Origin of the sequence: Aliiroseovarius conchicola (genome assembly GCF_041403445.1) — a bacterium.
Lineage (GTDB): Bacteria > Pseudomonadota > Alphaproteobacteria > Rhodobacterales > Rhodobacteraceae > Aliiroseovarius > Aliiroseovarius conchicola.
In genome coordinates this window covers 223,327-245,374 of sequence record NZ_JBGEHL010000003.1, presented here as the reverse complement: position 1 = coordinate 245,374, position 22,048 = coordinate 223,327, and the positions used below count along the sequence as shown (strand labels likewise).

At 56.1% G+C, this 22,048-nt stretch carries 20 protein-coding genes; 9 read left to right on the top strand and 11 right to left on the bottom strand.

Going from position 1 to position 22,048, the window contains the following annotated elements; all coding sequences use genetic code 11:
• Nucleotides 1-98 precede the first annotated feature (98 nt).
• A complete protein-coding gene (locus V6N04_RS06860) occupies nucleotides 99-1,361 on the top strand; it encodes a Hint domain-containing protein (RefSeq protein WP_371169398.1) in 1,263 nt (420 codons plus the stop codon).
• A gap of 67 nt (nucleotides 1,362-1,428) precedes the next feature.
• Here the strand turns inward: V6N04_RS06860 and rlmN are convergent, their stop codons facing one another.
• Both rlmN and V6N04_RS06850 read right to left on the bottom strand, forming a co-directional pair.
• A complete protein-coding gene (gene rlmN, locus V6N04_RS06855; RefSeq protein ID WP_371169397.1) occupies nucleotides 1,429-2,616 on the bottom strand; it encodes a dual-specificity RNA methyltransferase RlmN in 1,188 nt (395 codons plus the stop codon).
• 106 nt (nucleotides 2,617-2,722) lie between these two features.
• Entirely contained in the window at nucleotides 2,723-3,241 is a 519-nt protein-coding gene (locus tag V6N04_RS06850) for an invasion associated locus B family protein (RefSeq protein WP_371169645.1), read from the bottom strand.
• 192 nt (nucleotides 3,242-3,433) lie between these two features.
• On the opposite strand from V6N04_RS06850, the gene V6N04_RS06845 reads away from it, so the two are divergent.
• Nucleotides 3,434-4,435, top strand: coding sequence for an asparaginase (locus tag V6N04_RS06845; protein ID WP_371169396.1), 1,002 nt, complete (start codon nucleotides 3,434-3,436; stop codon nucleotides 4,433-4,435).
• A 27-nt stretch (nucleotides 4,436-4,462) separates the two neighbouring features.
• Here the strand turns inward: V6N04_RS06845 and V6N04_RS06840 are convergent, their stop codons facing one another.
• Together V6N04_RS06840 and serB are read right to left on the bottom strand one after the other, a co-directional pair.
• Entirely contained in the window at nucleotides 4,463-5,221 is a 759-nt protein-coding gene (locus V6N04_RS06840; RefSeq protein WP_371169644.1) for a TSUP family transporter, read from the bottom strand.
• Nucleotides 5,214-6,092 carry a phosphoserine phosphatase SerB gene (serB, locus tag V6N04_RS06835; protein ID WP_371169395.1) on the bottom strand — a complete coding sequence of 293 codons (879 nt, stop codon included), beginning with the start codon at nucleotides 6,090-6,092 and terminating at the stop codon, nucleotides 5,214-5,216. Before serB ends, V6N04_RS06840 begins: the two co-directional genes overlap by 8 nt.
• Nucleotides 6,093-6,245: 153 nt before the next feature.
• Between serB and V6N04_RS06830 the strand changes: the two genes are divergently transcribed.
• Nucleotides 6,246-7,391: a phosphoserine transaminase gene (locus V6N04_RS06830; protein WP_371169394.1), complete on the top strand. Its 1,146-nt coding sequence runs from the start codon at nucleotides 6,246-6,248 to the stop codon at nucleotides 7,389-7,391.
• 65 nt (nucleotides 7,392-7,456) lie between these two features.
• On the top strand, nucleotides 7,457-9,052 hold the full coding sequence (gene serA, locus V6N04_RS06825) for a phosphoglycerate dehydrogenase (protein WP_371169393.1): 1,596 nt from the start codon (nucleotides 7,457-7,459) through the stop codon (nucleotides 9,050-9,052).
• Nucleotides 9,053-9,108: 56 nt separating this feature from the next.
• Here serA and V6N04_RS06820 read toward each other — a convergent pair whose 3' ends face one another.
• The gene (locus tag V6N04_RS06820; protein WP_371169392.1) at nucleotides 9,109-9,792 is read right to left on the bottom strand and encodes an MIP family channel protein; all 684 of its coding nucleotides are present in this window, start codon (nucleotides 9,790-9,792) and stop codon (nucleotides 9,109-9,111) included.
• 105 nt (nucleotides 9,793-9,897) lie between these two features.
• On the opposite strand from V6N04_RS06820, the gene V6N04_RS06815 reads away from it, so the two are divergent.
• Nucleotides 9,898-10,653, top strand: a complete 756-nt coding sequence (locus V6N04_RS06815; RefSeq protein WP_371169391.1) for a metallophosphoesterase — start codon at nucleotides 9,898-9,900, stop codon at nucleotides 10,651-10,653.
• Nucleotides 10,654-10,686: 33 nt separating this feature from the next.
• On the opposite strand, the gene V6N04_RS06810 is transcribed toward V6N04_RS06815, so the two are convergent.
• Complete coding sequence (locus V6N04_RS06810) at nucleotides 10,687-10,962, bottom strand: DUF1467 family protein (RefSeq protein WP_371169390.1); 276 nt, start codon at nucleotides 10,960-10,962, stop codon at nucleotides 10,687-10,689.
• The gene (gene mce, locus V6N04_RS06805; RefSeq protein WP_371169389.1) at nucleotides 10,962-11,366 is read right to left on the bottom strand and encodes a methylmalonyl-CoA epimerase; all 405 of its coding nucleotides are present in this window, start codon (nucleotides 11,364-11,366) and stop codon (nucleotides 10,962-10,964) included. The genes V6N04_RS06810 and mce overlap by 1 nt, the downstream gene beginning before the upstream one ends.
• A gap of 158 nt (nucleotides 11,367-11,524) precedes the next feature.
• Here mce and V6N04_RS06800 point away from each other — a divergent pair, with 158 nt between their 5' ends.
• Nucleotides 11,525-12,244 (top strand): response regulator, encoded by a 720-nt coding sequence (locus V6N04_RS06800; RefSeq protein WP_371169388.1) that lies wholly within the window; start codon nucleotides 11,525-11,527, stop codon nucleotides 12,242-12,244.
• 476 nt (nucleotides 12,245-12,720) lie between these two features.
• Here V6N04_RS06800 and aspS read toward each other — a convergent pair whose 3' ends face one another.
• Both aspS and V6N04_RS06790 read right to left on the bottom strand, forming a co-directional pair.
• A complete protein-coding gene (aspS, locus tag V6N04_RS06795) occupies nucleotides 12,721-14,571 on the bottom strand; it encodes an aspartate--tRNA ligase (protein ID WP_371169387.1) in 1,851 nt (616 codons plus the stop codon).
• 90 nt (nucleotides 14,572-14,661) lie between these two features.
• A complete protein-coding gene (locus V6N04_RS06790; protein WP_371169386.1) occupies nucleotides 14,662-15,555 on the bottom strand; it encodes a phosphatase PAP2 family protein in 894 nt (297 codons plus the stop codon).
• A gap of 279 nt (nucleotides 15,556-15,834) precedes the next feature.
• Between V6N04_RS06790 and carB the strand changes: the two genes are divergently transcribed.
• The 3 genes from carB (at nucleotide 15,835) to V6N04_RS06775 (ending at nucleotide 20,098) form a co-directional block, all read left to right on the top strand.
• Complete coding sequence (gene carB / locus V6N04_RS06785) at nucleotides 15,835-19,065, top strand: carbamoyl-phosphate synthase large subunit (protein WP_371169385.1); 3,231 nt, start codon at nucleotides 15,835-15,837, stop codon at nucleotides 19,063-19,065.
• 82 nt (nucleotides 19,066-19,147) lie between these two features.
• A complete protein-coding gene (locus tag V6N04_RS06780; RefSeq protein ID WP_371169384.1) occupies nucleotides 19,148-19,447 on the top strand; it encodes a hypothetical protein in 300 nt (99 codons plus the stop codon).
• A 60-nt stretch (nucleotides 19,448-19,507) separates the two neighbouring features.
• Complete coding sequence (locus V6N04_RS06775) at nucleotides 19,508-20,098, top strand: histidine phosphatase family protein (RefSeq protein ID WP_371169383.1); 591 nt, start codon at nucleotides 19,508-19,510, stop codon at nucleotides 20,096-20,098.
• Between the two features lie 2 nt (nucleotides 20,099-20,100).
• On the opposite strand, the gene V6N04_RS06770 is transcribed toward V6N04_RS06775, so the two are convergent.
• Together V6N04_RS06770 and rimO are read right to left on the bottom strand one after the other, a co-directional pair.
• On the bottom strand, nucleotides 20,101-20,502 hold the full coding sequence (locus V6N04_RS06770; RefSeq protein ID WP_371169382.1) for a DUF4864 domain-containing protein: 402 nt from the start codon (nucleotides 20,500-20,502) through the stop codon (nucleotides 20,101-20,103).
• 69 nt (nucleotides 20,503-20,571) lie between these two features.
• Complete coding sequence (rimO, locus tag V6N04_RS06765; protein WP_371169643.1) at nucleotides 20,572-21,963, bottom strand: 30S ribosomal protein S12 methylthiotransferase RimO; 1,392 nt, start codon at nucleotides 21,961-21,963, stop codon at nucleotides 20,572-20,574.
• Nucleotides 21,964-22,048 lie beyond the last annotated feature (85 nt).

Below are 22,048 nucleotides of genomic sequence, written 5' to 3'. Positions count from 1 at the left end.
TAGGAAAATAAGGTAAATTCAAGATGGGCTTGCTTTGCAGGCCCTTGTCGGGCGATTCTTCTATGGATTGATCTACAAACTCGAAACCGCGAAACCTTATGCCAGTTTTCATTGCGCCATCAACGGCTGACGTGCTCGACCCGGCGTTCTGGGCCGGACTAAATGTCGAGGATAACAGCACGTTCAACGCCACCGGCGTTGGCGACGCGTATGAAATTACTATGACGGGTTCGGGTATTTCGATTACCGACACCTCCACCGGAACTGTGACAAGTTTTACCGACGCCGATCTTGGCGGCGGATCATTCAGCAACTTCGTGGCGTACCGTGCGAACAACGCAGATACCGATGTCAGCGGGTCAGTTGGATTGGACAGCTTCGGGTATCGGGGCGGAACCGGGGATGACACCTTTACCGATAGCGGTGCAGATGGTGGCACCATCCGTGGACGAGGCGGCGATGATGTCCTGATTGGTGGTACTGGCGACAACCAAATCCGCGGTGGAAGTGGCAATGACACGCTAATCGGCGGCGGGGGCAACGACGAACTGAACGGCGGTGGTGGGGCAGATACTCTGATCGCGGGTACAAGCTCGGGCAACCTGATTGGCGGGGGTGGCGCGGACACAATCTTCGTTGGTGAAAACACGTCTTTCGTCAACGCAGGTAACGGCAACGATTCGATGGTACTGCCTGCCGGTTCAACGTTTTCGCCGTTCAGCCCCGGAAGCTTGGATGGCAGCATTACGCTGCCCAGCGGCGCCGTCATAACCTATCTTAGCGTCGCAGAAGGCAACATCTCTATTGCGTGTTTTGCACAAGGCACATTAATTCGCACACCTTCTGGACCGGTCGCTGTCGAAGACCTCGTCGTCGGTCAACGGGTGGACACTTTGGATGACGGACCGCAACCCATACGTTGGATTAGTGCACAATCTGTGCCGGGCGAAGGTCGGTTTGCTCCGGTGCGCTTTGATACGGGTGCAATCGGGAACGATGCGCCGTTATATGTCTCGGCCCAGCACCGCATGCTAATCTCTGGATGGCGGTGCGAACTTATGATTGGTGAGCCCGAGGCGCTGTGTGCGGCGACCCTTATGTGCAACGACCGTACAATACGCCGTGTGCCGGTCGAGCGCGTCACCTACTACCACATAATGTTTGACCGCCATCAGGTTGTATTTGCAAACAATGCGCCCGCAGAAAGCTATTTTGTCGGTGATCATCAGACTAGCGCAGACACAGCCACGTATGAGGAGCTGATTACGCTCTTCCCGGAACTAGCAGACCGCGATCATCCAAGCCGTATTCCCGCCCGGCTATTCTTGCGCGGGTTCGAAGCCAAAGCGATGACCACCTAATTTTCTGCCAATGCTAAAGCCGGGCAGTTATTTGATCGAGGTTGCCGCAGTAGATCGACCGGCAACCTCATCTCAACCCAGCGTCTGCTTCTATTTGGCGCTTCGATTTTCGCGCCCGTTCGGTTGCGGATTTAAGCTGCCCACACGCCGCCATAATATCCTCGCCACGCGGTTTGCGGATGGGGCTGGCATACCCTGCTTGGTAGATGATGTTGGCAAAAGAGTGGATGCGGTTGTTGGAAGACCGCTTGTAAGGCGCACCAGGCCACTCATTGAATGGGATCAGGTTGATTTTTGCGGGAATGTTGTGGCGTTTGATATGCTCAATCAGGCGATAAGCGTCTTCATCTGTGTCGTTCACACCGTCCAGCATCACGTATTCAAAGGTGATGCGTTCGCTGTTAGAGACTTTTGGATAAGCGGCCAATGCGCCCAGCAGCTCTTCGATGTTCCAGCGTTTGTTAATCGGCACCAGCTTGTCACGCACCTCGTCAGTCGTGGCGTGAAAGCTGATCGCCAACAAGCAGCCAATTTCGTCAGCTGTGCGGGCGATTTCCGGCACCACGCCGGAGGTCGATAGAGTGATCCGGCGGCGCGACAACTGAATACCTTCAGCGTCCATCGCGATGTTCATCGCATCGCGCACATTGTCAAAGTTATAAAGCGGCTCGCCCATACCCATGAGAACAATGTTCGACAAAAGGCGCGTTTCGTCCTTGGGCGCGCCGGGTTCTGGCCATTCGTCCAAATCGTCGCGGGCCATCATAATCTGGCCGACAATTTCTGCCGATGTCAGGTTGCGCACCAGTTTCTGGGTGCCAGTGTGACAAAAGGAACAGGTCAACGTGCAGCCGACTTGTGAACTGATGCAAAGCGTCCCGCGGCCTTCTTCGGGGATATAAACGACCTCGACTTCATGACCGCCTGCAATGCGAACCAAGTACTTGCGGGTGCCGTCTTCCGAGACCTTGCGGGTCACGACCTCGGGAATTTCGATAACAAAATGTTCGGCCAACAGCGCGCGATAAGACTTTGCAAGATTCGTCATCACGTCAAAGTCGCGCACACCCCACTGGTATATCCACTGCCAAACCTGACCAGTCCGCATCTTGGCCTGCTTTTCAGGGGTCCCGACCGAGATCAGCGCCTCGCGCAATTGATCACGGGTCATCCCAACAAGGTTGCGTCTGCCACCCTCATCGGTTTTGCGGGGGATGGTCATGACATCCTGTGTGATCGGAGCTGTGGGTTCCATGGCGCGTTCCATTCTGTGCAAGGCGACAGTCTATAGAGCAACGGATATAGGTTGTCACGCCATGGATTTCACCATGGCGCGCTACGTTTTCAGTCTTGCGAAGGTATTAGCCGCTACAACGTTTGGCTGCTTCGTCCACCGCAGCAGTAAAACCCAAAAGGCTGAACGAATCTTGGGTCTTGGTGCCGCGTGCACTTTGGGCGTTTGCAACGGCCTTTGCACCGCGCTTCATTGCTGCGATGATCTTTGCGTCATCGGCTGGCGACGCTGCCCACGCCCATTCACCGTCGGTGAACAATTGGAATGTGCTGTCCCCGATCTGAAGCCCGACTGTCGATCCGTTGGCAAATGGATAGCCACCGGTGAACGACACCTCGCCTTTTACCTTTGCACCGGGGCGGTAGCTGACAAACAACAGGATATCGCCCCGTTTCACGGCGACGGCCCGCCCATTTTTGGTGTTCACGGTCTCTTTCGGGCTCGAGACGCTCCAACATTCGGTGGGGTTGTCTTCGACAAACACGCTCCAGTCCGTGTTTGCCGCCACCCTGTTTGAGCTTTCCTGAGCGAAAACACCCGTCGCTGCGAACGACAGGCCCAGTGCGCATATTGCGCCTGAAATCATACGTTTCATGTCTAACACAGCCTCCAGCTGCCTCTGCCTCAAGCCCTTGCGTGTCCCAACCGTCTAACGCGGCCCTTGACTGTTGCGCTTGGGTCGTTTCCAAGTCTGTGCCAAGAGTTTAGCGCGAAACAGGCATGTATTAAAAGCCCCTGCGGCGGATTTTCGCGCGTTTCAACACGAAAGGATCCCCCAATGTCTCAACCGCAAAGCCTTGTCGAAGTTTGGCGCGGCGAATTCTTGGAAAGCGAGCATCTTGGGCACGCGGTGATTTGCAACGCAAAAGGCGATGTGGTCGAGGCTTGGGGTGACCCCGACAAAGTGATCCTACCGCGATCGTCGGCTAAGATGTTGCAAGCTTTGCCACTGGTGGAAAGTGGGGCCGCAGATCAGGCTGGACTGTCGACCGAGCAGTTGGCGCTGGCTTGTGCAAGCCACCAGGGTGCGGCCATTCACACGGATCGTGTGACCCGCTGGTTGTCTGATCTGGGGCTTGGCAATGATGATCTTTTGTGCGGACCGCAATGGCCCGATGACAAGCCAGCAAAGGTTGGATTGATCAAGACTGACGACAGCCCCTGCCGTATTCACAACAATTGCTCGGGGAAGCATGCTGGGTTCTTAACACTGAATAAGCACCTTGGCGGTGGGGTTGAGTACACGAATCCCGACCATCCGGTGCAAAAAGCAGCCCGTGCCGCGATAGAAGACATGGCAGGCGAGGACAGTTCCGGCTTCGGCATTGACGGTTGCTCGGCTCCGAATTTTGCTGTTTCGCTGGCGGGGATGGGGCGGGCGATGGCTGGATTTGCTGCTGCCCGCGGCGATGGCGATGCGCGTGCGCGTGCGGCTGTCCGCTTGCGTGAGGCGATGATGCTGCATCCCGAATTGGTGGCGGGAGAGACACGGGCCTGCACGGATCTGATGCGCGCCGGGGCAGGCAAGGTCGCGATCAAAGGTGGCGCCGAAGGGTTTTACGTCGCAATTCTGCCAGAGCAGGAACTTGGTGTCGCCCTGAAGATGAGCGATGGCGTGACGCGGGGATCGGAATGCGTGATTGCGGCGCTTCTGGTGAAGCTTGGTGTTCTTGATCCCGCCGATCCCCTGGTGAAACAGCGGTTGAACCCCGATGTTCTGAACTTTGCGGGATTGAACACGGGCGAAATTCGGCCTTCATCGGCGCTACTGGCGGTCTAGGCCAGAAGACGCGCCAATCGCGCCAATTCAGATAAGATCAGAGAGCAACTTCAGCGCCATTGCCGTCGAGGCGATGACCAGCAGCGGTTTGATCAGGCGCGCACCGATACGGCTGGCAAGCTTGGAGCCAACGTAAGCGCCTGCCATTTGTGCGCCTCCCATCGCCAACCCAAGCGCCCAGAGAGGCGAGGTCACAAGGATGAAACCTGTAAGGCCGCCTACGTTTGAGGCGAAGTTAAGCAGCTTGGTATGGGCGGTTGCCTTCAGAATGCCTTGGCCTGCAAGTGTCACAAAGGCGAGCATAAAGAAAGCACCTGCCCCCGGTCCAAGCAGACCGTCGTAGAAACCTATAAGCGGCACGGCGCTGACGGCGAAAAGCCCGGGTGTTAGGCGCGCGTGGCGGTCTGTGTCATCAAGGCCTGGCTTTAGCGCGAAGAACAGCGCAATGGCGACCAGCAAAGCGGGTAGAATCCAGCGGATTGTCTCGGTAGGTAGGGCGTTCACGCAAAGTGCGCCTGCAACGGCTGCGGCGAAAGAGACGAGGGCGGGTTTTGCCTGTTTGCGTAGATCAACGTGACCCGCGCGCGAATAGGTGATCGCCGCCATCCCAGCGCCGAACAGGCCTTGCACCTTGTTGGTTGCCAGCGCGGTGATCGGAGGCACGCCTGCAAGCAATAGTGCAGGCACCGTGATAAGACCGCCACCCCCTGCGATGCTATCAATGAACCCCGCGATGAAACCAGCGGCGAGCAGAAGCAGGATGATCTCTGTGGAAAGCTCAAACACTGACGAAATCGGCTTTCGCATAGCCTTGAATGTACAAAAGGGCCGTCAGGTCTCCGTGATTGATGCGAATATCGCATTGGGCAGCGACGGTTGGTTTGGCATGCAGTGCCACGCCTGCCCCTGCCATGCCCAGCATACCCAAGTCATTCGCGCCATCCCCCACAGCCATAACGTCGCGTGGGCAGAGCCCCAGGCGTGCAGTGATCTGCTCCAGCGCGGCCATTTTTGCGTCCCGCCCCAAGATGGGCATCCCAACAGTTCCAGTTAGCTTGCCGTCATGAACCGTTAATGTGTTGGCACGATGCTCATCAAAGCCGAGTGTGGCCGCAACATGGGCTGTGAATGCTGTGAAGCCACCCGAGACAAGCGCGGCGTAGGCTCCGTTCTTCTTCATGGTGGCAAGGAGTTCACGCCCGCCCGGCATCAGCGTGATGCGATTTTCCAGCACGTCGCCAATCACGGTATCGGGCAAGCCATTCAAGAGGCCGACGCGTTCCTTTAAGGCCGCCTCGAAATCCAGTTCTCCGTTCATGGCGCGGGCGGTGATATCCTTTACCCGGTCGCCGACACCTGCTTCGTCTGCCAACTCGTCGATGCATTCCTGCTGGATCATGGTCGAATCCATATCCGCCAGCAGCATCTTTTTTTGCCGCCCCTCGGCGGGTTGGATGATGAGATCGACACCCATCTTATGCAGGTCGGCCCAGACATCCCAGAAGTTGGATGGCGTCTGCGCAAGTGGAAATTCGACGGCTTCGTCCGGGGCCAACCAATCCGCGTCCCCACCACCCCAAGCGTTACGCAGGGCTTCAACCAATGCCCCGTCAAGTTTAGCGGCAGTGGGAGCGCACAGGAGTGTAGCGATGAACATTCGAAAGTTTCCGATCGTAGACAAGCTGCGCCAAATTCCGACGCTCGGCGGGGCTATAGCGACATTTTGCGGCTTGTGCCAGACGCATCTGCCCCTTAACTCGGTCAGTGGGACACCCTTCCCCAACGAAGGGCACATATCTGCGAGGGTATCATGACTGATATTGCAAAACCGGCTACGCGGCCGGCAAATCCGCGTTTTTCTTCTGGCCCCTGTGCCAAACCCCCCACATGGAATTTGGATGTCTTGTCGGACGCCGCCTTAGGCCGTTCGCACCGTGCGGCTGTTGGCAAGGACAAGCTGAAGGCAGCGATCGAAGGCACGCGTGAGGTGCTGGGCATTCCTGCGGACTACAAAATCGGCATCGTTCCTGCGTCGGATACTGGCGCGGTCGAGATGGCGCTTTGGTCGCTTCTGGGCGCACGTGGGGTCGAGATGCTGGCTTGGGAAAGCTTCGGCGCGGGTTGGATCACGGATGTGAACAAGCAGCTCAAATTGGATGCGGTTGCCAAGGTTGCCGAGTACGGCGAATTGCCAGATCTGGCCTCGGTCGATTTTACCAATGACGTTGTCTTCACTTGGAATGGCACCACTTCTGGGGTGCGTGTGCCGAACGGTGACTGGATCGCGGGTGACCGCGAAGGTCTGACCATCTGCGACGCGACCTCGGCCGCGTTTGCAATGGACCTGCCGTGGGAGAAGTTGGACGTAACCACGTTCTCCTGGCAGAAGGTGCTGGGCGGCGAAGCCGCGCACGGCATTATTGTCCTCAGCCGGCGTGCGGTAGAGCGTTTGGAAAGCTACACGCCTGCATGGCCGTTGCCAAAAATCTTCCGCCTGACCAAAGGTGGCAAGTTGATCGAGGGCATTTTTACCGGCGCCACCATCAACACGCCGTCGTTGCTCGCGGTCGAGGATTACCTTTTTGCGCTCGATTGGGCGCGTTCGGTGGGGGGGCTTGAGGGTCTGATCCATCGCGCGGATGCCAACACCAAGGCCATCGCCGACTTCGTTGAGATGCGTGATTGGATTGATTTCCTAGCCCATGATCCGGCGACCCTGTCGACCACATCTGTGTGCCTGAAGTTCACCGATGATCGCATCAAAGACGGTGCTGCGTTTGCCAAAGCCGTCGCCAAACGGTTGGAAGCCGAGGGCGTGGCGCTGGATATCGGCGCTTACCGTGACGCACCGGCCGGTTTGCGGATCTGGTGTGGTGGCACGGTCGAGACGTCGGATGTCGCAGCCCTGATGCCGTGGCTCGACTGGGCGTTCAACGCTGAGATCGCAGCGCAATAAGTTATTCGCCCTGCGCGCCAATGCGCGGGGCTTCCCCTTAAATCTTTGTGAAAAGGACCAACAATATGGCCCCCAAAGTACTCGTATCCGACAAGCTTTCGGAAACCGCCGTTCAGATTTTCCGTGATCGCGGCATTGAAGTCGATTTCGAACCCGCGCTGGGCAAGAACAAGGACGCTCTGCTTGCCAAGATCGGCGACTATGACGGTCTTGCGATCCGCTCGGCCACCAAAGTGACCGAGAAGATTCTTGAAGCCGCGCCAAACCTGAAAGTGGTTGGCCGCGCGGGAATCGGCACGGACAATGTCGACAAGGTTGCTGCGTCGAAAAAAGGTGTGATCGTGATGAACACGCCTTTTGGCAACATGATCACCACCGCGGAACATGCCATCGCGATGATGTTTGCCGTGGCGCGTCAAGTACCCGAAGCGTCCGCGTCGACCCATGCGGGAAAATGGGAAAAGTCGAAATTCATGGGGGTCGAACTGACCAATAAGACCCTGGGCGTGATTGGTGCGGGTAACATTGGCGGTATCGTCTGTAACCGCGCATTGGGTCTGAAGATGAAGGTCGTGGCCTTTGATCCGTTTCTGTCGGAGGAAAAAGCCGACAAAATGGGTGTTGAGAAGGTCGAGTTGGACGAGCTATTGGCCCGTTCGGATTTCATTACACTCCACGTGCCGCTGATTGAACAGACACGCAACATCCTTAGCCGTGAGAACCTTGAGAAAACCAAGAAAGGCGTACGTATCATCAACTGCGCGCGTGGTGGATTGGTTGATGAAGAGGCCTTGGCTGATCTGCTCAAATCGGGTCACGTCGCGGGCGCCGCGTTCGATGTCTTTGCGGTTGAGCCCGCCACGGACAACCCGCTGTTTAACCTGCCCAATGTCGTCTGCACACCGCATCTTGGCGCTGCGACGACGGAAGCGCAGGAAAACGTAGCGCTGCAAGTGGCCGAACAAATGTCAGATTACCTGCTGACAGGAGCGGTTCAGAACGCGCTGAACATGCCTTCGGTCACTGCTGAGGAAGCAAAGATTATGGGGCCATGGATCAAACTGGCCGAGCATCTGGGTGCATTTGTCGGTCAGCTGACGGATGAGCCGATCAAAGCGGTGAACATCCTCTATGATGGTGTCGCGTCCGAAATGAACCTAAAGGCACTTGATTGTGCCGTTCTTGCTGGTCTCATGAAGCCTGTTTTGCCCGATGTGAACATGGTGTCCGCCCCGGTCGTTGCGGCCGATCGCGGGATCAAAACGTCGACCACCACGCAGGCCAAAGGCGGTTCGTTTGATGGTTACATCAAGCTTACCGTTGTGACGGCAAAGCGCGAGCGGTCTATCGCGGGAACGGTGTTTTCAGACGGTAAGCCGCGTTTTATCCAGATCAAAGGGATCAATATTGATGCCGAGATCGGGAGCCATATGCTCTATACAACCAATAACGATGTGCCCGGTATCATCGGCGCGTTGGGGGCCACAATGGGCGAGCACGGCGTGAACATCGCGAACTTTACGCTTGGACGGAAAGAAACTGGCGGTGACGCGATTGCGCTTCTTTATGTGGATAATCCGACGCCAGAGCCAGTGTTGAAAGCACTGTGTGATACGGGGCTTTTCAACACCGTGAGCCCTTTAGAGTTCGCAATCCAGTAGGATAGCGCCGTTCCAAGAGCAAAAAGGCCCCGGAGTTTCCCGGGGCCTTTTTATTGTTAGTCAGCGTCCAACAGACCGGTTTTAAACAAAGCCCCGGCTGCGACGGCCCCAAGGATGGGTGCCAGAATAAAGAGCCAAAGCTGACCAAGTGCATGGCCGCCAGCAAACAGTGCCGGGCCAAATGAACGGGCGGGGTTTACCGACACGCCGGTCACATTGATACCCAACAAGTGAATTGCAACAAGCGACAGACCAATGGCCAATCCCGCAAAGGCCGCAGGTGCTTTTGCGCCGGTTGAGCCAAGGATCACGATCACGAAAAGGAACGTGGCTACGAGTTCGAAAACAAATGCGGAAACCACGTTGTATTCACCCAGATAGCCCGCGCCCCAGCCATTCTGGCCCAAGCCAGATGTAGACACGTCATATCCACCACCTTTACCAGTCACGATGATATAAAGAATAAGCGCGCCCACGACTGCACCCGCAACCTGCGAGATGATGTAGGTACCTGCTTTCGAAGCAGGCAAACGCCCTGCTACGACGGCTCCAATAGTAACAGCGGGGTTGATATGGCATCCCGAGACGCCCCCAATTCCGTAAGCCATCGCCAACAGCGCAAGGCCAAAGGCAAAGGCGATCCCAGTGTGGCCGATATCGGCACCCGCGATTACCGCGGCACCACAACCGAACAGAACAAGGGTCATTGTTCCGATAAATTCTGCAACTGCTTGTTTCACAAGTCGTCTCCCTGATAAGTGTGCTGGCAAACGTGTAGCATGCGGCCCAAGGGGTGGGTCGCGGGGAAAACACGTAAGTTTGGCACCGTAATTGAAGGGCAACATATGCAGCGCGCCTACGCCATTGGGGATATTCATGGACATCTCGACAAACTGATCGCTGCACACGCGCTGATCGCGAAAGATCGCGCGCGTTGCGGAGATATGGAAGCACCGATTGTTCATATCGGAGACCTCGTGGATCGTGGTCCGAACAGCAAAGGTGTCATCCAGCACCTGATGGATGGTCAGGTGAGGGGCGAGAACTGGGTGGTGCTTAAGGGCAACCATGACCGGATGATGGAGATGTTCTTGCGTGACCATCCAATGGTCGACACCCAACTTTTGATCGATCACAACTGGTTGCACCCCCGGCTTGGCGGGATTGAGACCTTGGCAAGCTATGGCGTTGCTGTTCCAGAGGGCATCCGCACATATCAGCTTCATCCGCAGGCGCGTGCGGCGGTGTCGCCAGATCATCGTGAATACCTTGAGACCCTGCCGACCCAGTATCGACTGGGCGATCTGTGTTTCGTTCACGCAGGCATTCGTCCGGGCGTTCCGCTAGATGAACAGACCGAGGATGACTTGTGCTGGATCCGTCGCGAATTTCTGGATTCGGGTTTGGATCACGGCGCGCTAATCGTCCACGGTCACACGCCAGTTGATCAGGTGACGCATTTCGGCAATCGAGTGAACATCGACACAGGTGCGGGTCACGGTAAGGCTTTGTCAGCCGTCGTGATCGAGGGGCGGGAGGTGTGGTTGCTAGGCGCGCCAGGCCGTCAGCCTATCCAGCAGGAAAAGCCCGTGTTCGGCTAGCCGGGTCGCCCTACCGACCCGAAGAGCGATTGCTTACTCGGTTAGATCCATCCGGTTGAACCAGTCGATATCCTCGATCGTGATCCAGCCGGACACGATGATCCCAGCCACAATCGCCCAAACAATTGTGCCTGCGATGGTTACGATGACCAGGGTGCGCTTTAAACGGAAGTTCGAAGGCGCGCCGGCATGGGTGCCGGGTACAATCTCGCCGTCATCGCCTTGCGTGCGCAGGCCAATCGGCAGGACGACGAACATCGTCACGAACCAGATGACCACATAAAGGACGGCGGCGGCGGTGATTGACATTAGACTTGCTCCAGCTCGACAAGGGTACCGTTGAAGTCCTTTGGATGTAGGAACAAGACGGGTTTGCCATGTGCACCGATCTTGGGCTCACCAGTGCCCAAAACACGGGCACCAGCGGCTTGCAGCTTGTCGCGTGCCGCGATGATATCGTCGACCTCATAGCAGATGTGGTGAATGCCGCCAGCGGGGTTCTTTTCCAGAAAACCGGCGATGGGTGAGTTGTCACCGAGGGGATAGAGAAGCTCGATCTTGGTGTTGGGCAGCGTGATAAAAACGACGGTGACGCCATGATCCGGCTCGTCCTGCGGTGCGCCGACCTTGGCTCCCAGCGTGTCACTATATTGCGCGGCGGCTGCATCCAAATCTGGTACGGCAATCGCGACGTGGTTCAAGCGTCCAATCATTGTTTTCTCCCGTCATGCTGTTGCGCACCTTATGGCTGTCTTGGTCTAGACGGGCAAGCGTTGCAACGCCGCAGGCGGCAAAACTGACGCCGCGTATGCAAACTTAACCGGTTGTTAGGCAGTTTTCGCGCAGGCTGAGTCGTGAAGGAGAAGAGCCGATGAGTGATGACCTTGAACAATTCATGATGAGCCAACCACCAACCGCCGATCGCCCATTGCTGGGTCTGACCGTCTTGGTGGTCGAAGACAGCCGATTTGCATCTGAAGCAATACGTCTTCTAAGCCTGCGATCCGGCGCACGCATTCGACGTGCCGACAGCCTGCGGGCCGCCCATCGTCATCTCAGGGTTTACCGGCCTTCAATCGTTATTATTGATATGGGTTTGCCAGACGGGTTCGGCGCGGAATTGATCGGCGAACTTGCAGCTGACCCGGTGCGTGTGCCTGTCCTATTGGCGATGAGCGGTGACGAAGCTACCCGCGATGCCGCAATGGCAGCCGGTGCCGATGGATTTTTGGCGAAACCGGTTGAAAGCCTCGCTGCGTTCCAATCCGCCATTCTTTCCATATTGCCGTCAGCAGAAGGTCCAGTGTCTCCGCGCATTGTACCAAAAGACGTCGTTGCTCCAGACAAGATCGCGTTTCAGGACGATTTGAGCCACGCAGCGACCCTGATGCGCGATCGTCACGACAGCGCGATGGAAGACTATATCGCCCAGTTCCTAGGTGGGGTTGCACGCAGTGCGCATGATAGCTCGCTTGAAGCGGCAGCATCTCGTCTTGCCCAGGCGCGCGCCGAAGGGCGTGGCACCGGACAGGACTGGGCGCGCGTTGCGGGGCTGGTGCAGGACCGGCTGGCGCAGCGACAAGCCCTTTGATGCCATGCGCGCGCCGCTTCACAGAATAGCTGGTTAACCATCGCTGGTTCACACTTGTTTATGAACGCAACCGTGAAAACTCCCCAAACTCAGCACGAAAATGGCCGAACGCTTCCTCATTTCCGCCCAATTCTGGCGTCAAAAAAAGATCATACGGGGTGAGAAGATAGTTTGGACGAGGGTTATATTATGAAAAACCTGATTAAACGGTTCGCAAATGATGAGTTTGGAAATGCCGTAGTTGATTGGACGGTTCTGGTCTCTGGTGTGGTGATGATGGCTGTTGCGCTGATCATGACCGTGGCTTGAAGAGAAAATCTGACTGCGACAGCACATGATATGATCAACACCCGTTGGGTAATTGGTTAAGTGATTAAGAGTGGTTCTTCGGCGAGCTGCCGCCGAAAGAAGTAAAGGGTGCGTGTTTTCACACGCACCCTTTATTTATTGCAAAGCACAAATTGGCACTGCGCGCATTACTCTTGCGGTATAACTCTCAAATGCAGCTCGCGCAGCTGTTCATTCAATGGCTCGGATGGCGCATTCATCATCAAATCTTCTGCGCGTTGGTTCATCGGGAACATCACCACTTCGCGGATATTGTCCTGATCGGCAAGCAGCATGACGATGCGGTCAACACCCGCGGCGCAACCGCCGTGGGGTGGCGCGCCGTATTGGAACGCGTTGACCATACCACCGAACCGCTTGCGCACCTCGTCTTCGCCATAACCCGCCAGTTCAAACGCTTTGAACATGATCTCGGGTTGGTGGTTTCGGATCGCGCCAGACACCAACTCATAACCATTACAGGCGAGGTCATACTGGAATCCCCGAACAGCAAGGGGGTCACCTTCCAACGCCTCCATGCCTCCTTGTGGCATCGAAAACGGGTTGTGATCGAAATCAAGCTTGCCGGTTTCTTCGTCCATTTCGAAGATTGGGAAGTCGACGATCCACGCAAAGGCGAACCGATCTTTGTCGGTCAGACCAAGCTCGTCGCCAATCACGGTGCGCGCACGACCTGCGACACCTTCAAATGCTTTCGGTTTGCCGCCCAAGAAGAAGGCGGCGTCGCCAATTTCCAACCCAAGCTGCTGGCGGATCGCTTCAGTCCGCTCGGGACCAATGTTCTTGGCCAGCGGTCCGGCGGCTTCCATACCGCCTTCGACTTCACCCGATTTCAGTTTGGCCTGAGCTTCCTTGACGGTGATTCCAAGTTCTTGCGCTACCGCGTCGGCAGTTTTCTCGCGCCAGAAGATATAACCCATACCCGGCAGACCTTCTTGCTGCGCGAATTTGTTCATCCGGTCGCAGAATTTGCGCGAGCCGCCTTTCGGGGCCGGAATGGCGCGGATCTGAGTGCCTTCTTGCTCAAGCAACGAGGCGAAAATTGCAAACCCGGAACCGCGGAAATGATCCGACACAACCTGCATCTTGATTGGGTTGCGCAGGTCAGGCTTGTCCGTGCCATACCAAAGGGCCGCGTCTTTATAAGAAATATGCTCCCATTCCTGGTCCACTTTGCGCCCGCCGCCGAACTCTTCAAATATGCCCTTCAACACTGGCTGGATCGTATCGAACACGTCTTGCTGAGTGACGAACGACATCTCCATATCGAGTTGATAGAAGTCGGTGGGCGAGCGGTCGGCACGTGGGTCTTCGTCCCGGAAACACGGCGCGATCTGGAAATACTTGTCGAACCCGGCAACCATCATCAGCTGTTTGAACTGCTGCGGGGCCTGCGGTAGCGCATAGAACTTGCCAGGATGCAGGCGCGACGGCACAAGGAAGTCCCGCGCACCCTCGGGTGAAGAGGCTGTGATGATGGGCGTCTGATATTCACGGAATCCCTGATCCCACATCCGCTTGCGCATGGATGTCACGACATCGGACCGCAGCTTCATATTTTCCTGCATCACTTCGCGACGCAGATCGAGGAAGCGGTACTTCAGGCGGGTTTCTTCAGGGTACTCTTGATCGCCAAAGACCATCAGGGGTAGCTCTTCGGCGGCGCCAAGCACTTCCAGGTCACGGACAAAAACTTCGACCGCACCCGTAGGAATTTTTTCGTTCACGAGATCCTCATCGCGCGCCTTCACATTGCCATCAATGCGGATACACCACTCGGAACGGACCTTTTCCATCTTTGAGAAGACAGGGCTGTCGGGATCGCACAGTACCTGCGTGACACCATAGTGGTCGCGTAGGTCGATGAACAAAATACCACCGTGGTCACGGACACGATGGACCCAACCCGACAAGCGAACGGTTTCGCCTACGTTCGATTTATTCAGTTCAGCGCAAGTGTGACTACGATATGCGTGCATGGGATGCCCCCGTCCAGCGGTTTACAAGTATCGCGCCGATACACCTGTCTTAGCGCGCAAAGTCAAGCCCGCGTTAGGCTTGGGGCAGGTCTATTGAATGGACTTCCGGTCATGATGGCGCAGATAAAGCCAAAACCCAATGACGATGAGGATCGAAACGTAACCATCAACAGCGTAGTGATACCCGGTGTAGACGGACATGAAAAGGATTGCAGCGACGCCCACAACCGCAACTGGAAGCAAATAGCGAGACCTTTCATAAACATATATCGCAGTCAAAGTAGCGACCGACAAATGTACGCTTGGAAACGCCGAGATCCCCGAGCCTCTCGCTTGGGCCATATGGGTATAGGCGATCCATAGACCTTCTTGTGTGGAGCGGATGACTTGCATTTCCTGACTTATCGGATGAAATGAAGTGGGTAGGTCCGCGAAACTCTCACCGCCGTACAAGCGATCAAAGTAAATCGGACCAACTGACATCCCTACCAACGCGAGCACGTTTCCCACAAAGATCCATGCCACAAAGTATAAAATCAGCATGCGCCGCACGCGCTTTGCGTCACTATCTAAGGCTGCAAAGACAATTGGTAGCAGAATGGCTGGTAACAGCCAGCCTTTAAGATAGAGGCTTGCCAGCCACTCGATCGGAAACATGCTTGCCCAGTTGTGGGTCAATTTCCATGGGTCGTTCCCAAGGTGCAAGATAGCATCGGCTTTTACGAAGGCAGGGTCTGCATAAAACGGGACCAGGAATGGCATCGTGGTCTTGAAAATCATGAATCCCATCTGGAAAACCAAAATGGCGATCGCGGCTTGGGCTGTATCCAAGATCAATGTGTGTAGAGATCTGGTGCGATAAACTGCATTCACGGCAAGCCCGGCACAGGCAAAAACAAAAGTGAGAAGGAAAAATAAGCGCGCGCCGCTGCCCATGACGCGTATGACGTTTGTCACAGCTTCTGAGGCATTGTCGCGAACCAAAACCGCGATCAAGGTCGAAAGTAGAAAATAGCAGATACTGGCTCGTAGGAATACATTCATGGGAACCGCTTGGAACAAACTGTCTTAAACGTTGCCTCTCCTATTCCCCTTTTGGTTGTTGGGCAAATTTAAACTGGTGTATTGCGGTCTTTTCCAACCATTTTCTCGGACTTTCGACGGCGGCTCCCCTTGAACCTTCCTGCGTCATCTCTATAACCCACGACAATTTGCGTGCGGTCGGGTCGCCTGCGCGTATCCATTCTGCCGATGGGGGAAACCATGCCTAAAAGAACCGATATCAACTCGATTATGATCATCGGCGCGGGGCCCATCATTATTGGGCAGGCCTGCGAATTTGATTACTCGGGGGCTCAGGCTTGTAAAGCGCTGCGCGAGGAAGGTTACCGGGTCATACTGGTGAACTCGAACCCTGCGACGATCATGACCGATCCGGGGCTGGCAGATGCGACTTATATCGAGCCGATCACCGCGGATGTCGTCGCGAAGATAATTGAGAAAGAACGCCCCGACGCGTTGCTACCAACAATGGGTGGTCAGACCGGCTTGAACACAGCGCTGGAGCTGGACGATTTGGGCGTACTCGACAAGTTCAATGTGGAATTGATTGGCGCTAAGCGCGATGCAATCGAGATGGCCGAGGACCGCAAACTGTTCCGCGAAGCCATGGATCGTCTGGGCATCGAAAACCCCCGTGCGACCATCGCCAACACGATGGAAGAATGCATGGCCGCTCTGGATGATATTGGCCTGCCAGCGATCATCCGCCCTGCATTTACGTTGGGCGGCACAGGCGGCGGCGTGGCGTATAACCGCGAGGAATATGAACATTTCTGCGGAACTGGGCTAGATGCCAGTCCCGTCAGCCAAATCTTGATCGACGAAAGCCTTCTGGGGTGGAAAGAATTCGAGATGGAGGTGGTGCGCGACACCGCCGATAATGCCATCATCGTCTGTGCCATCGAAAACGTGGACCCGATGGGCGTGCATACAGGGGATTCTATCACCGTTGCACCTGCGCTGACCTTGACCGACAAAGAATATCAGCTGATGCGCACCCATTCGATCAACGTTCTGCGTGAGATTGGCGTTGAAACGGGCGGCTCGAATGTTCAGTGGGCGGTGAACCCCGAAGATGGCCGCATGGTCGTGATCGAGATGAACCCGCGCGTGTCGCGTTCTTCGGCGCTTGCTTCGAAAGCCACCGGCTTCCCGATTGCAAAGATCGCCGCGAAATTGGCTGTTGGCTACACGCTCGATGAGCTGGACAACGACATCACCAAGGTCACGCCTGCCTCGTTCGAGCCGACCATCGACTACGTTGTCACCAAGATCCCGCGCTTTGCGTTTGAGAAGTTTCCGGGGTCGAAGCCCGAACTGACCACCGCGATGAAATCCGTGGGCGAGGTTATGTCGATCGGTCGCACCATCCATGAGAGCCTGCAGAAAGCGCTGGCGTCGATGGAAACCGGCCTGACCGGATTTGACGAGATCGATATCCCCGGAGCACCTGACGAAGCCGCTATCGTCAAGGCGATTTCTGAACAGCGTCCCGATCGTATTCTAAAAATCGCGCAAGCGATGCGCCACGGCATGCCCAACGAGCAGATTCAGGCCTGTACCGCGTTTGACCCATGGTTTCTGGCACGTATTCGCGAGATCGTTGAGGCCGAGGAGCGCGTGAAAGATAACGGCTTGCCGTCGGACGAGGCAGGATTGCGCAGCCTCAAAATGATGGGATTTACAGATGCGCGCCTCGCTAAGCTGACTGGCTTTACCGAAAAAGATGTACGCAATGCGCGCCGCAAGGCGGGTGTAACTGCGGTCTTCAAACGCATCGATACCTGTGCCGCAGAGTTCGAAGCGCAGACACCATATATGTATTCGACCTACGAAGTCCCAATGATGGGCGAGGTGGAATGCGAAGCCCGTCCGTCAGATCGCAAGAAAGTGGTTATTCTTGGCGGCGGTCCGAACAGGATCGGGCAAGGGATCGAGTTTGATTATTGCTGCTGTCATGCCTGTTTTGCACTGACCGAAAGCGGCTATGAAACCATCATGGTCAACTGTAACCCCGAGACGGTATCGACCGACTATGACACTTCGGATCGTTTGTATTTCGAGCCGCTGACCTTTGAACACGTGATGGAAATCCTGGCCAAAGAACAGGAAAACGGCACGTTACATGGTGTGATTGTGCAGTTTGGTGGCCAGACTCCACTGAAACTTGCCAATGCGCTGGAGGCCGAGGGAATTCCAATCCTTGGTACAACGCCTGACGCGATTGACTTGGCCGAAGACCGCGAACGTTTTCAGGCGCTGGTGAACCAGCTTGGCTTGAAACAGCCGAAGAACGGCATCGCATCAACGGACGCAGAAGCCCTTGCAATCGCGGACGAAATCGGTTTCCCGCTGGTGATCCGTCCTTCCTATGTCTTGGGCGGCCGCGCGATGGAAATCGTGCGCGACATGGCGCAATTGGAACGCTACATCGCCGAGGCTGTTGTTGTGTCCGGCGATAGTCCGGTCCTGCTGGACAGCTACTTATCAGGTGCCGTCGAGGTCGACGTGGATGCGCTTTGCGACGGTGAAACCGTTCACGTTGCGGGCATTATGCAGCACATCGAAGAGGCTGGCGTACATTCCGGTGATAGCGCATGTTCGCTACCGCCCTACAGCCTTAGCCCAGAAATTATCCTTGGCCTGCGCGAGCAGTCAAAGGCACTGGCATTGGCGCTGAACGTCGTCGGTCTGATGAATGTACAGTTCGCTGTAAAGGATGAGGAAATCTACCTGATCGAAGTAAACCCACGTGCGTCGCGCACTGTACCTTTCGTCGCCAAGGCTGTTTTGTCACCTATCGCCTCGATCGCTGCACGCGTCATGGCAGGCGAGAAACTGGACGTGTTCGATCTGGTGGACCCAGAGATCGATAGCTATGCCGTTAAGGAAGCGGTTATGCCATTCGCTCGTTTCCCCGGCGTGGACACCATCCTCGGCCCTGAAATGCGCTCAACCGGAGAGGTGATGGGTGCTGATAAGAGCTTTGCGATGGCGTTCCTGAAGGCCCAGCTAGGGGCAGGTACTGTGCTGCCGACCGAAGGTAATGTGTTCTTGTCAATCAAGGATGGCGATAAACTTCCGCAATTGGTCGAGACAGCGAAGCTTTTGAAAGATCAGGGTTTTAATATCCTCGCGACGCGCGGCACCGCGGTATTCCTTGCTGAAAATGGTGTCGAAGCGGAACAGGTCGCCAAGGCTTACGAGCTTGGCCGTCACATTGTCGACCGTATGAAGGACGGCGAGGTTCATCTGGTCATGAATACGACCGAAGGCACGCAATCCGTCAACGACAGCCGCGAAATGCGCAATGTCGCCTTGATGGATAAGATCCCTTATTTCACCACACTGGCCGCTAGCAACGCGGCCGCGCGTGCGATGAAAGCTCGGACAGAGCGGGAAATCGAAGTGCGTCCATTACAGGACGTGTAATTCAAGGCCGGTTTCGGCAAGGAATTGCCGAGGCCATTTTCAACTTGTGGTATGCTGATCGCATTCCAGAAGGAGAGCTTTGATGAAACAGATAATGCCCATCATGATGGTCGGTCTTTTGGCCGCTTGCGAAACCTCCACCCCTTACGCTCCGCCGGCAACGGATTTGCCGCTTTTCGGAGATGGGTATCGCGCCGAAGGCGATCAATGTCGCCGCGTCGGAGAAAGCCCGGAAACAGCCGAGTTCTTGGACCACACAGCCGATCTTGTCGCGTGCCCTGCCGACTATGAAGGATTGGGTGTGTTCCAAGTCGACACCGGTGGCGTCGAAGTCGCTCGAGTAGGTGAATGGGTGCTGTTTAGCGTGTCGACCGAGGGTTAATGCCCCTCGGTTTTGGCTCGCTAGTAGAAATTGAACGGCTGTCTGTAAAGGTGCGGGGATATGGCTCGAAACATTCGCTACCTTTCACATCCTCAAGTATTGATCGATCCCGCGAAGGACGTTCGAAACTGGTCGCTTAGCAATATCGGTGCGCGCCGTGTTCAAAACCTGATTGCATCAAACGCTTTGAGCGGCACGGCAACAATTGTCAGCAGCGCCGAAACCAAAGCCACAGAAACTGCAATACCTTTGGCGGATGCGTGCGGAGCCGCGTTGATCATACGTGAAGTCATGCACGAGAATGACCGAAGCGCGACAGGCTATCTGCCACCGGCCGAGTTCGAGGCGGTTGCTGATCAGTTCTTTAGCGAGCCTGATCAGAGTGTTCGTGGTTGGGAAACGGCGAATTCTGCGCAAAAGCGGATTGTGGGCGAAGTGCAGAAATGTCTGCGAGATTACCCGAGAGATGATTTGCTTTTTGTGGGCCACGGAGCTGTCGGCACACTGCTTTATTGCTTCTTAGCCGGCACTCCCATCAATCGAAAATTTGATCAGGGACCCAACGGGGGCGGCTGCTATTTGGAGTTTTCCGGCGTCGTGGGCGGGTTCGTTTCTTGGTGGCGACCAATGGAAGACCTTGTGTCTAGGTAGTCTCAAGCACTCAAGCCCGGTGCGTCGATCCGAAACACACCGTTGATCTTCCACTCGCCGTTGATCTTCACCATTTGGTAGGCAAACCAATGATCGGTGTTCTGTTGGTCTAAAATATGTAGTCGTTGCCAGATTACGATCCCGTCCCGAACTTGATCAAGGAACGTGATCTCAGCCGGTCGCCAGACCATTGGATAAGCGCCCTGTACCATCTTGCCGAAGTTCTCAGGTGTGCCAAACATCCTTTGGATGTTGGGTGATGCAAAGGTGAAGGCGGTTGCCACATCGTCAGATCCGAAGGCCTCAATCTGACCCGAAATCACGCTTTCGACGCTTTTGTCCTGCGCTTGTGCGCTGAAGCTGAGCAGCCCGATCAGGCCAAGAGTGATGATGAAAAACCGCATATCCTTCTCCCCTTACTGGCCATAATACGCGAAAAAGGGGTGTTTGGATCAATTTTGATGTGCGGGACGCTAGCGCAGTTGCCCCCACAGGTCGTATTCACCCGCCTCATCGACCTCGACGGACACGATATCGCCCACCGATAGGGCCTCGGTGGCCTCGTCGATAAATAGGTTTCCGTCGATCTCGGGTGCGTCGGCTTTGGTGCGGCAAGTGGCAATGCCGTCGTCGTCGATATCGTCCACAATCACGTCCATTACCTGACCGACCTTTGCGGCCAGTTTGGCTTCGGAAATCGCCTGCGCTTTTTCCATAAAGCGATCCCAGCGGTCTTGCTTGACCTTGGGGGGCACATGGTCGGGCAGGTCGTTTGACCGCGCACCATCGACGTTTTCATATTGGAAGCAACCGACGCGATCCAGTTGGGCTTCGTCCATCCAGTCCAGAAGCGTTTGGAATTCGTCCTCAGTCTCGCCGGGATAACCCACGATAAAGGTTGATCGCAGGGTGATATCCGGGCAATCCGCGCGCCACGCCGCAATTTCGTCCAACGTTTTCGACGCGGCAGCCGGTCGGGCCATGCGTTTCAACGTGTCGGGGTGGGCGTGTTGGAAGGGGATGTCCAGATAGGGCAGGATCAGCCCTTCGGCCATCAGCGGGATCAACTGGCGCACATGAGGGTAGGGATAGACGTAGTGCAAGCGCACCCACAGGTCTTTGCCTGCTCCCAATGCGCCCAGATCGCGTGCCAAATCGGTGATATGCGCCCGGTGGCCTCTATCCTCGGCATGTTTTATATCGACCCCATAGGCCGAGGTGTCCTGACTGATCACCAGCAGTTCTTTTACGCCTGCATCCACCAGTTTCCCAGCCTCGCGGATTACCGCGTGGGCCGGACGGCTGGCCAAACGCCCGCGCATGTCGGGAATAATGCAGAACTTGCACTTGTGATTACAGCCTTCCGAGATCTTCAGATAGCTATAGTGGCGCGGTGTCAGGGACACCCCTGTGGCCGGCAGAAGGTCCACAAACGGGTCTGGTGATGGTGGGACAGCGCCATGTACGGCGTCCAGAACCTGCTCGTATTGATGCGGTCCGGTTACGGCCAAAACGCTCGGATGGGTGCCGCGGATATAGTCTTCCTCGGCCCCAAGACAGCCGGTGACAATCACGCGGCCGTTTTCGCTTAGCGCTTCGCCAATCGCTTCAAGACTTTCGGCTTTGGCAGAATCCAGAAACCCGCAGGTGTTCACCACAACAGCGTCCGCGCCTGAGTAGTCCGGGCTGATCGCGTATCCCTCTGCGCGCAGACGGGTCAGAATCCGTTCGCTGTCCACCAAAGCTTTGGGGCAGCCAAGGCTGACCATCCCAATGGTTGGTTGGCCTTCTCGCTTGGGTTCGGAGAACCGGGGCTTTGGGGCAAGGTCAGGGCGCAGGTCTGGCGGGTTCGCTGGATCAGTCATGGCGGGCGTATAGCCTGCAAAGCAACGGTTGGAAAGCACTACGGCGCGTTGCCGAGGGCGCACAAAAAAAGCGCGCCGCATCGGG

What these genes read in the sequence shown, in the direction of transcription:
- V6N04_RS06775 (WP_371169383.1), top strand. Translation starts at nt 19,508, where the DNA reads ATGGCTCGAAACATTCGCTACCTTTCACATCCTCAAGTATTGATCGAT.
- serB (WP_371169395.1), bottom strand. Translation starts at nt 6,092, where the DNA reads ATGTTCATCGCTACACTCCTGTGCGCTCCCACTGCCGCTAAACTTGAC.
- serA (WP_371169393.1), top strand. Translation starts at nt 7,457, where the DNA reads ATGGCCCCCAAAGTACTCGTATCCGACAAGCTTTCGGAAACCGCCGTT.
- rlmN (WP_371169397.1), bottom strand. Translation starts at nt 2,616, where the DNA reads ATGGAACCCACAGCTCCGATCACACAGGATGTCATGACCATCCCCCGC.
- V6N04_RS06810 (WP_371169390.1), bottom strand. Translation starts at nt 10,962, where the DNA reads ATGTCAATCACCGCCGCCGCCGTCCTTTATGTGGTCATCTGGTTCGTG.
- V6N04_RS06770 (WP_371169382.1), bottom strand. Translation starts at nt 20,502, where the DNA reads ATGCGGTTTTTCATCATCACTCTTGGCCTGATCGGGCTGCTCAGCTTC.
- V6N04_RS06780 (WP_371169384.1), top strand. Translation starts at nt 19,148, where the DNA reads ATGAAACAGATAATGCCCATCATGATGGTCGGTCTTTTGGCCGCTTGC.
- V6N04_RS06845 (WP_371169396.1), top strand. Translation starts at nt 3,434, where the DNA reads ATGTCTCAACCGCAAAGCCTTGTCGAAGTTTGGCGCGGCGAATTCTTG.
- V6N04_RS06830 (WP_371169394.1), top strand. Translation starts at nt 6,246, where the DNA reads ATGACTGATATTGCAAAACCGGCTACGCGGCCGGCAAATCCGCGTTTT.
- carB (WP_371169385.1), top strand. Translation starts at nt 15,835, where the DNA reads ATGCCTAAAAGAACCGATATCAACTCGATTATGATCATCGGCGCGGGG.
- V6N04_RS06850 (WP_371169645.1), bottom strand. Translation starts at nt 3,241, where the DNA reads ATGATTTCAGGCGCAATATGCGCACTGGGCCTGTCGTTCGCAGCGACG.
- V6N04_RS06815 (WP_371169391.1), top strand. Translation starts at nt 9,898, where the DNA reads ATGCAGCGCGCCTACGCCATTGGGGATATTCATGGACATCTCGACAAA.
- V6N04_RS06860 (WP_371169398.1), top strand. Translation starts at nt 99, where the DNA reads ATGCCAGTTTTCATTGCGCCATCAACGGCTGACGTGCTCGACCCGGCG.
- aspS (WP_371169387.1), bottom strand. Translation starts at nt 14,571, where the DNA reads ATGCACGCATATCGTAGTCACACTTGCGCTGAACTGAATAAATCGAAC.
- rimO (WP_371169643.1), bottom strand. Translation starts at nt 21,963, where the DNA reads ATGACTGATCCAGCGAACCCGCCAGACCTGCGCCCTGACCTTGCCCCA.
- mce (WP_371169389.1), bottom strand. Translation starts at nt 11,366, where the DNA reads ATGATTGGACGCTTGAACCACGTCGCGATTGCCGTACCAGATTTGGAT.
- V6N04_RS06800 (WP_371169388.1), top strand. Translation starts at nt 11,525, where the DNA reads ATGAGTGATGACCTTGAACAATTCATGATGAGCCAACCACCAACCGCC.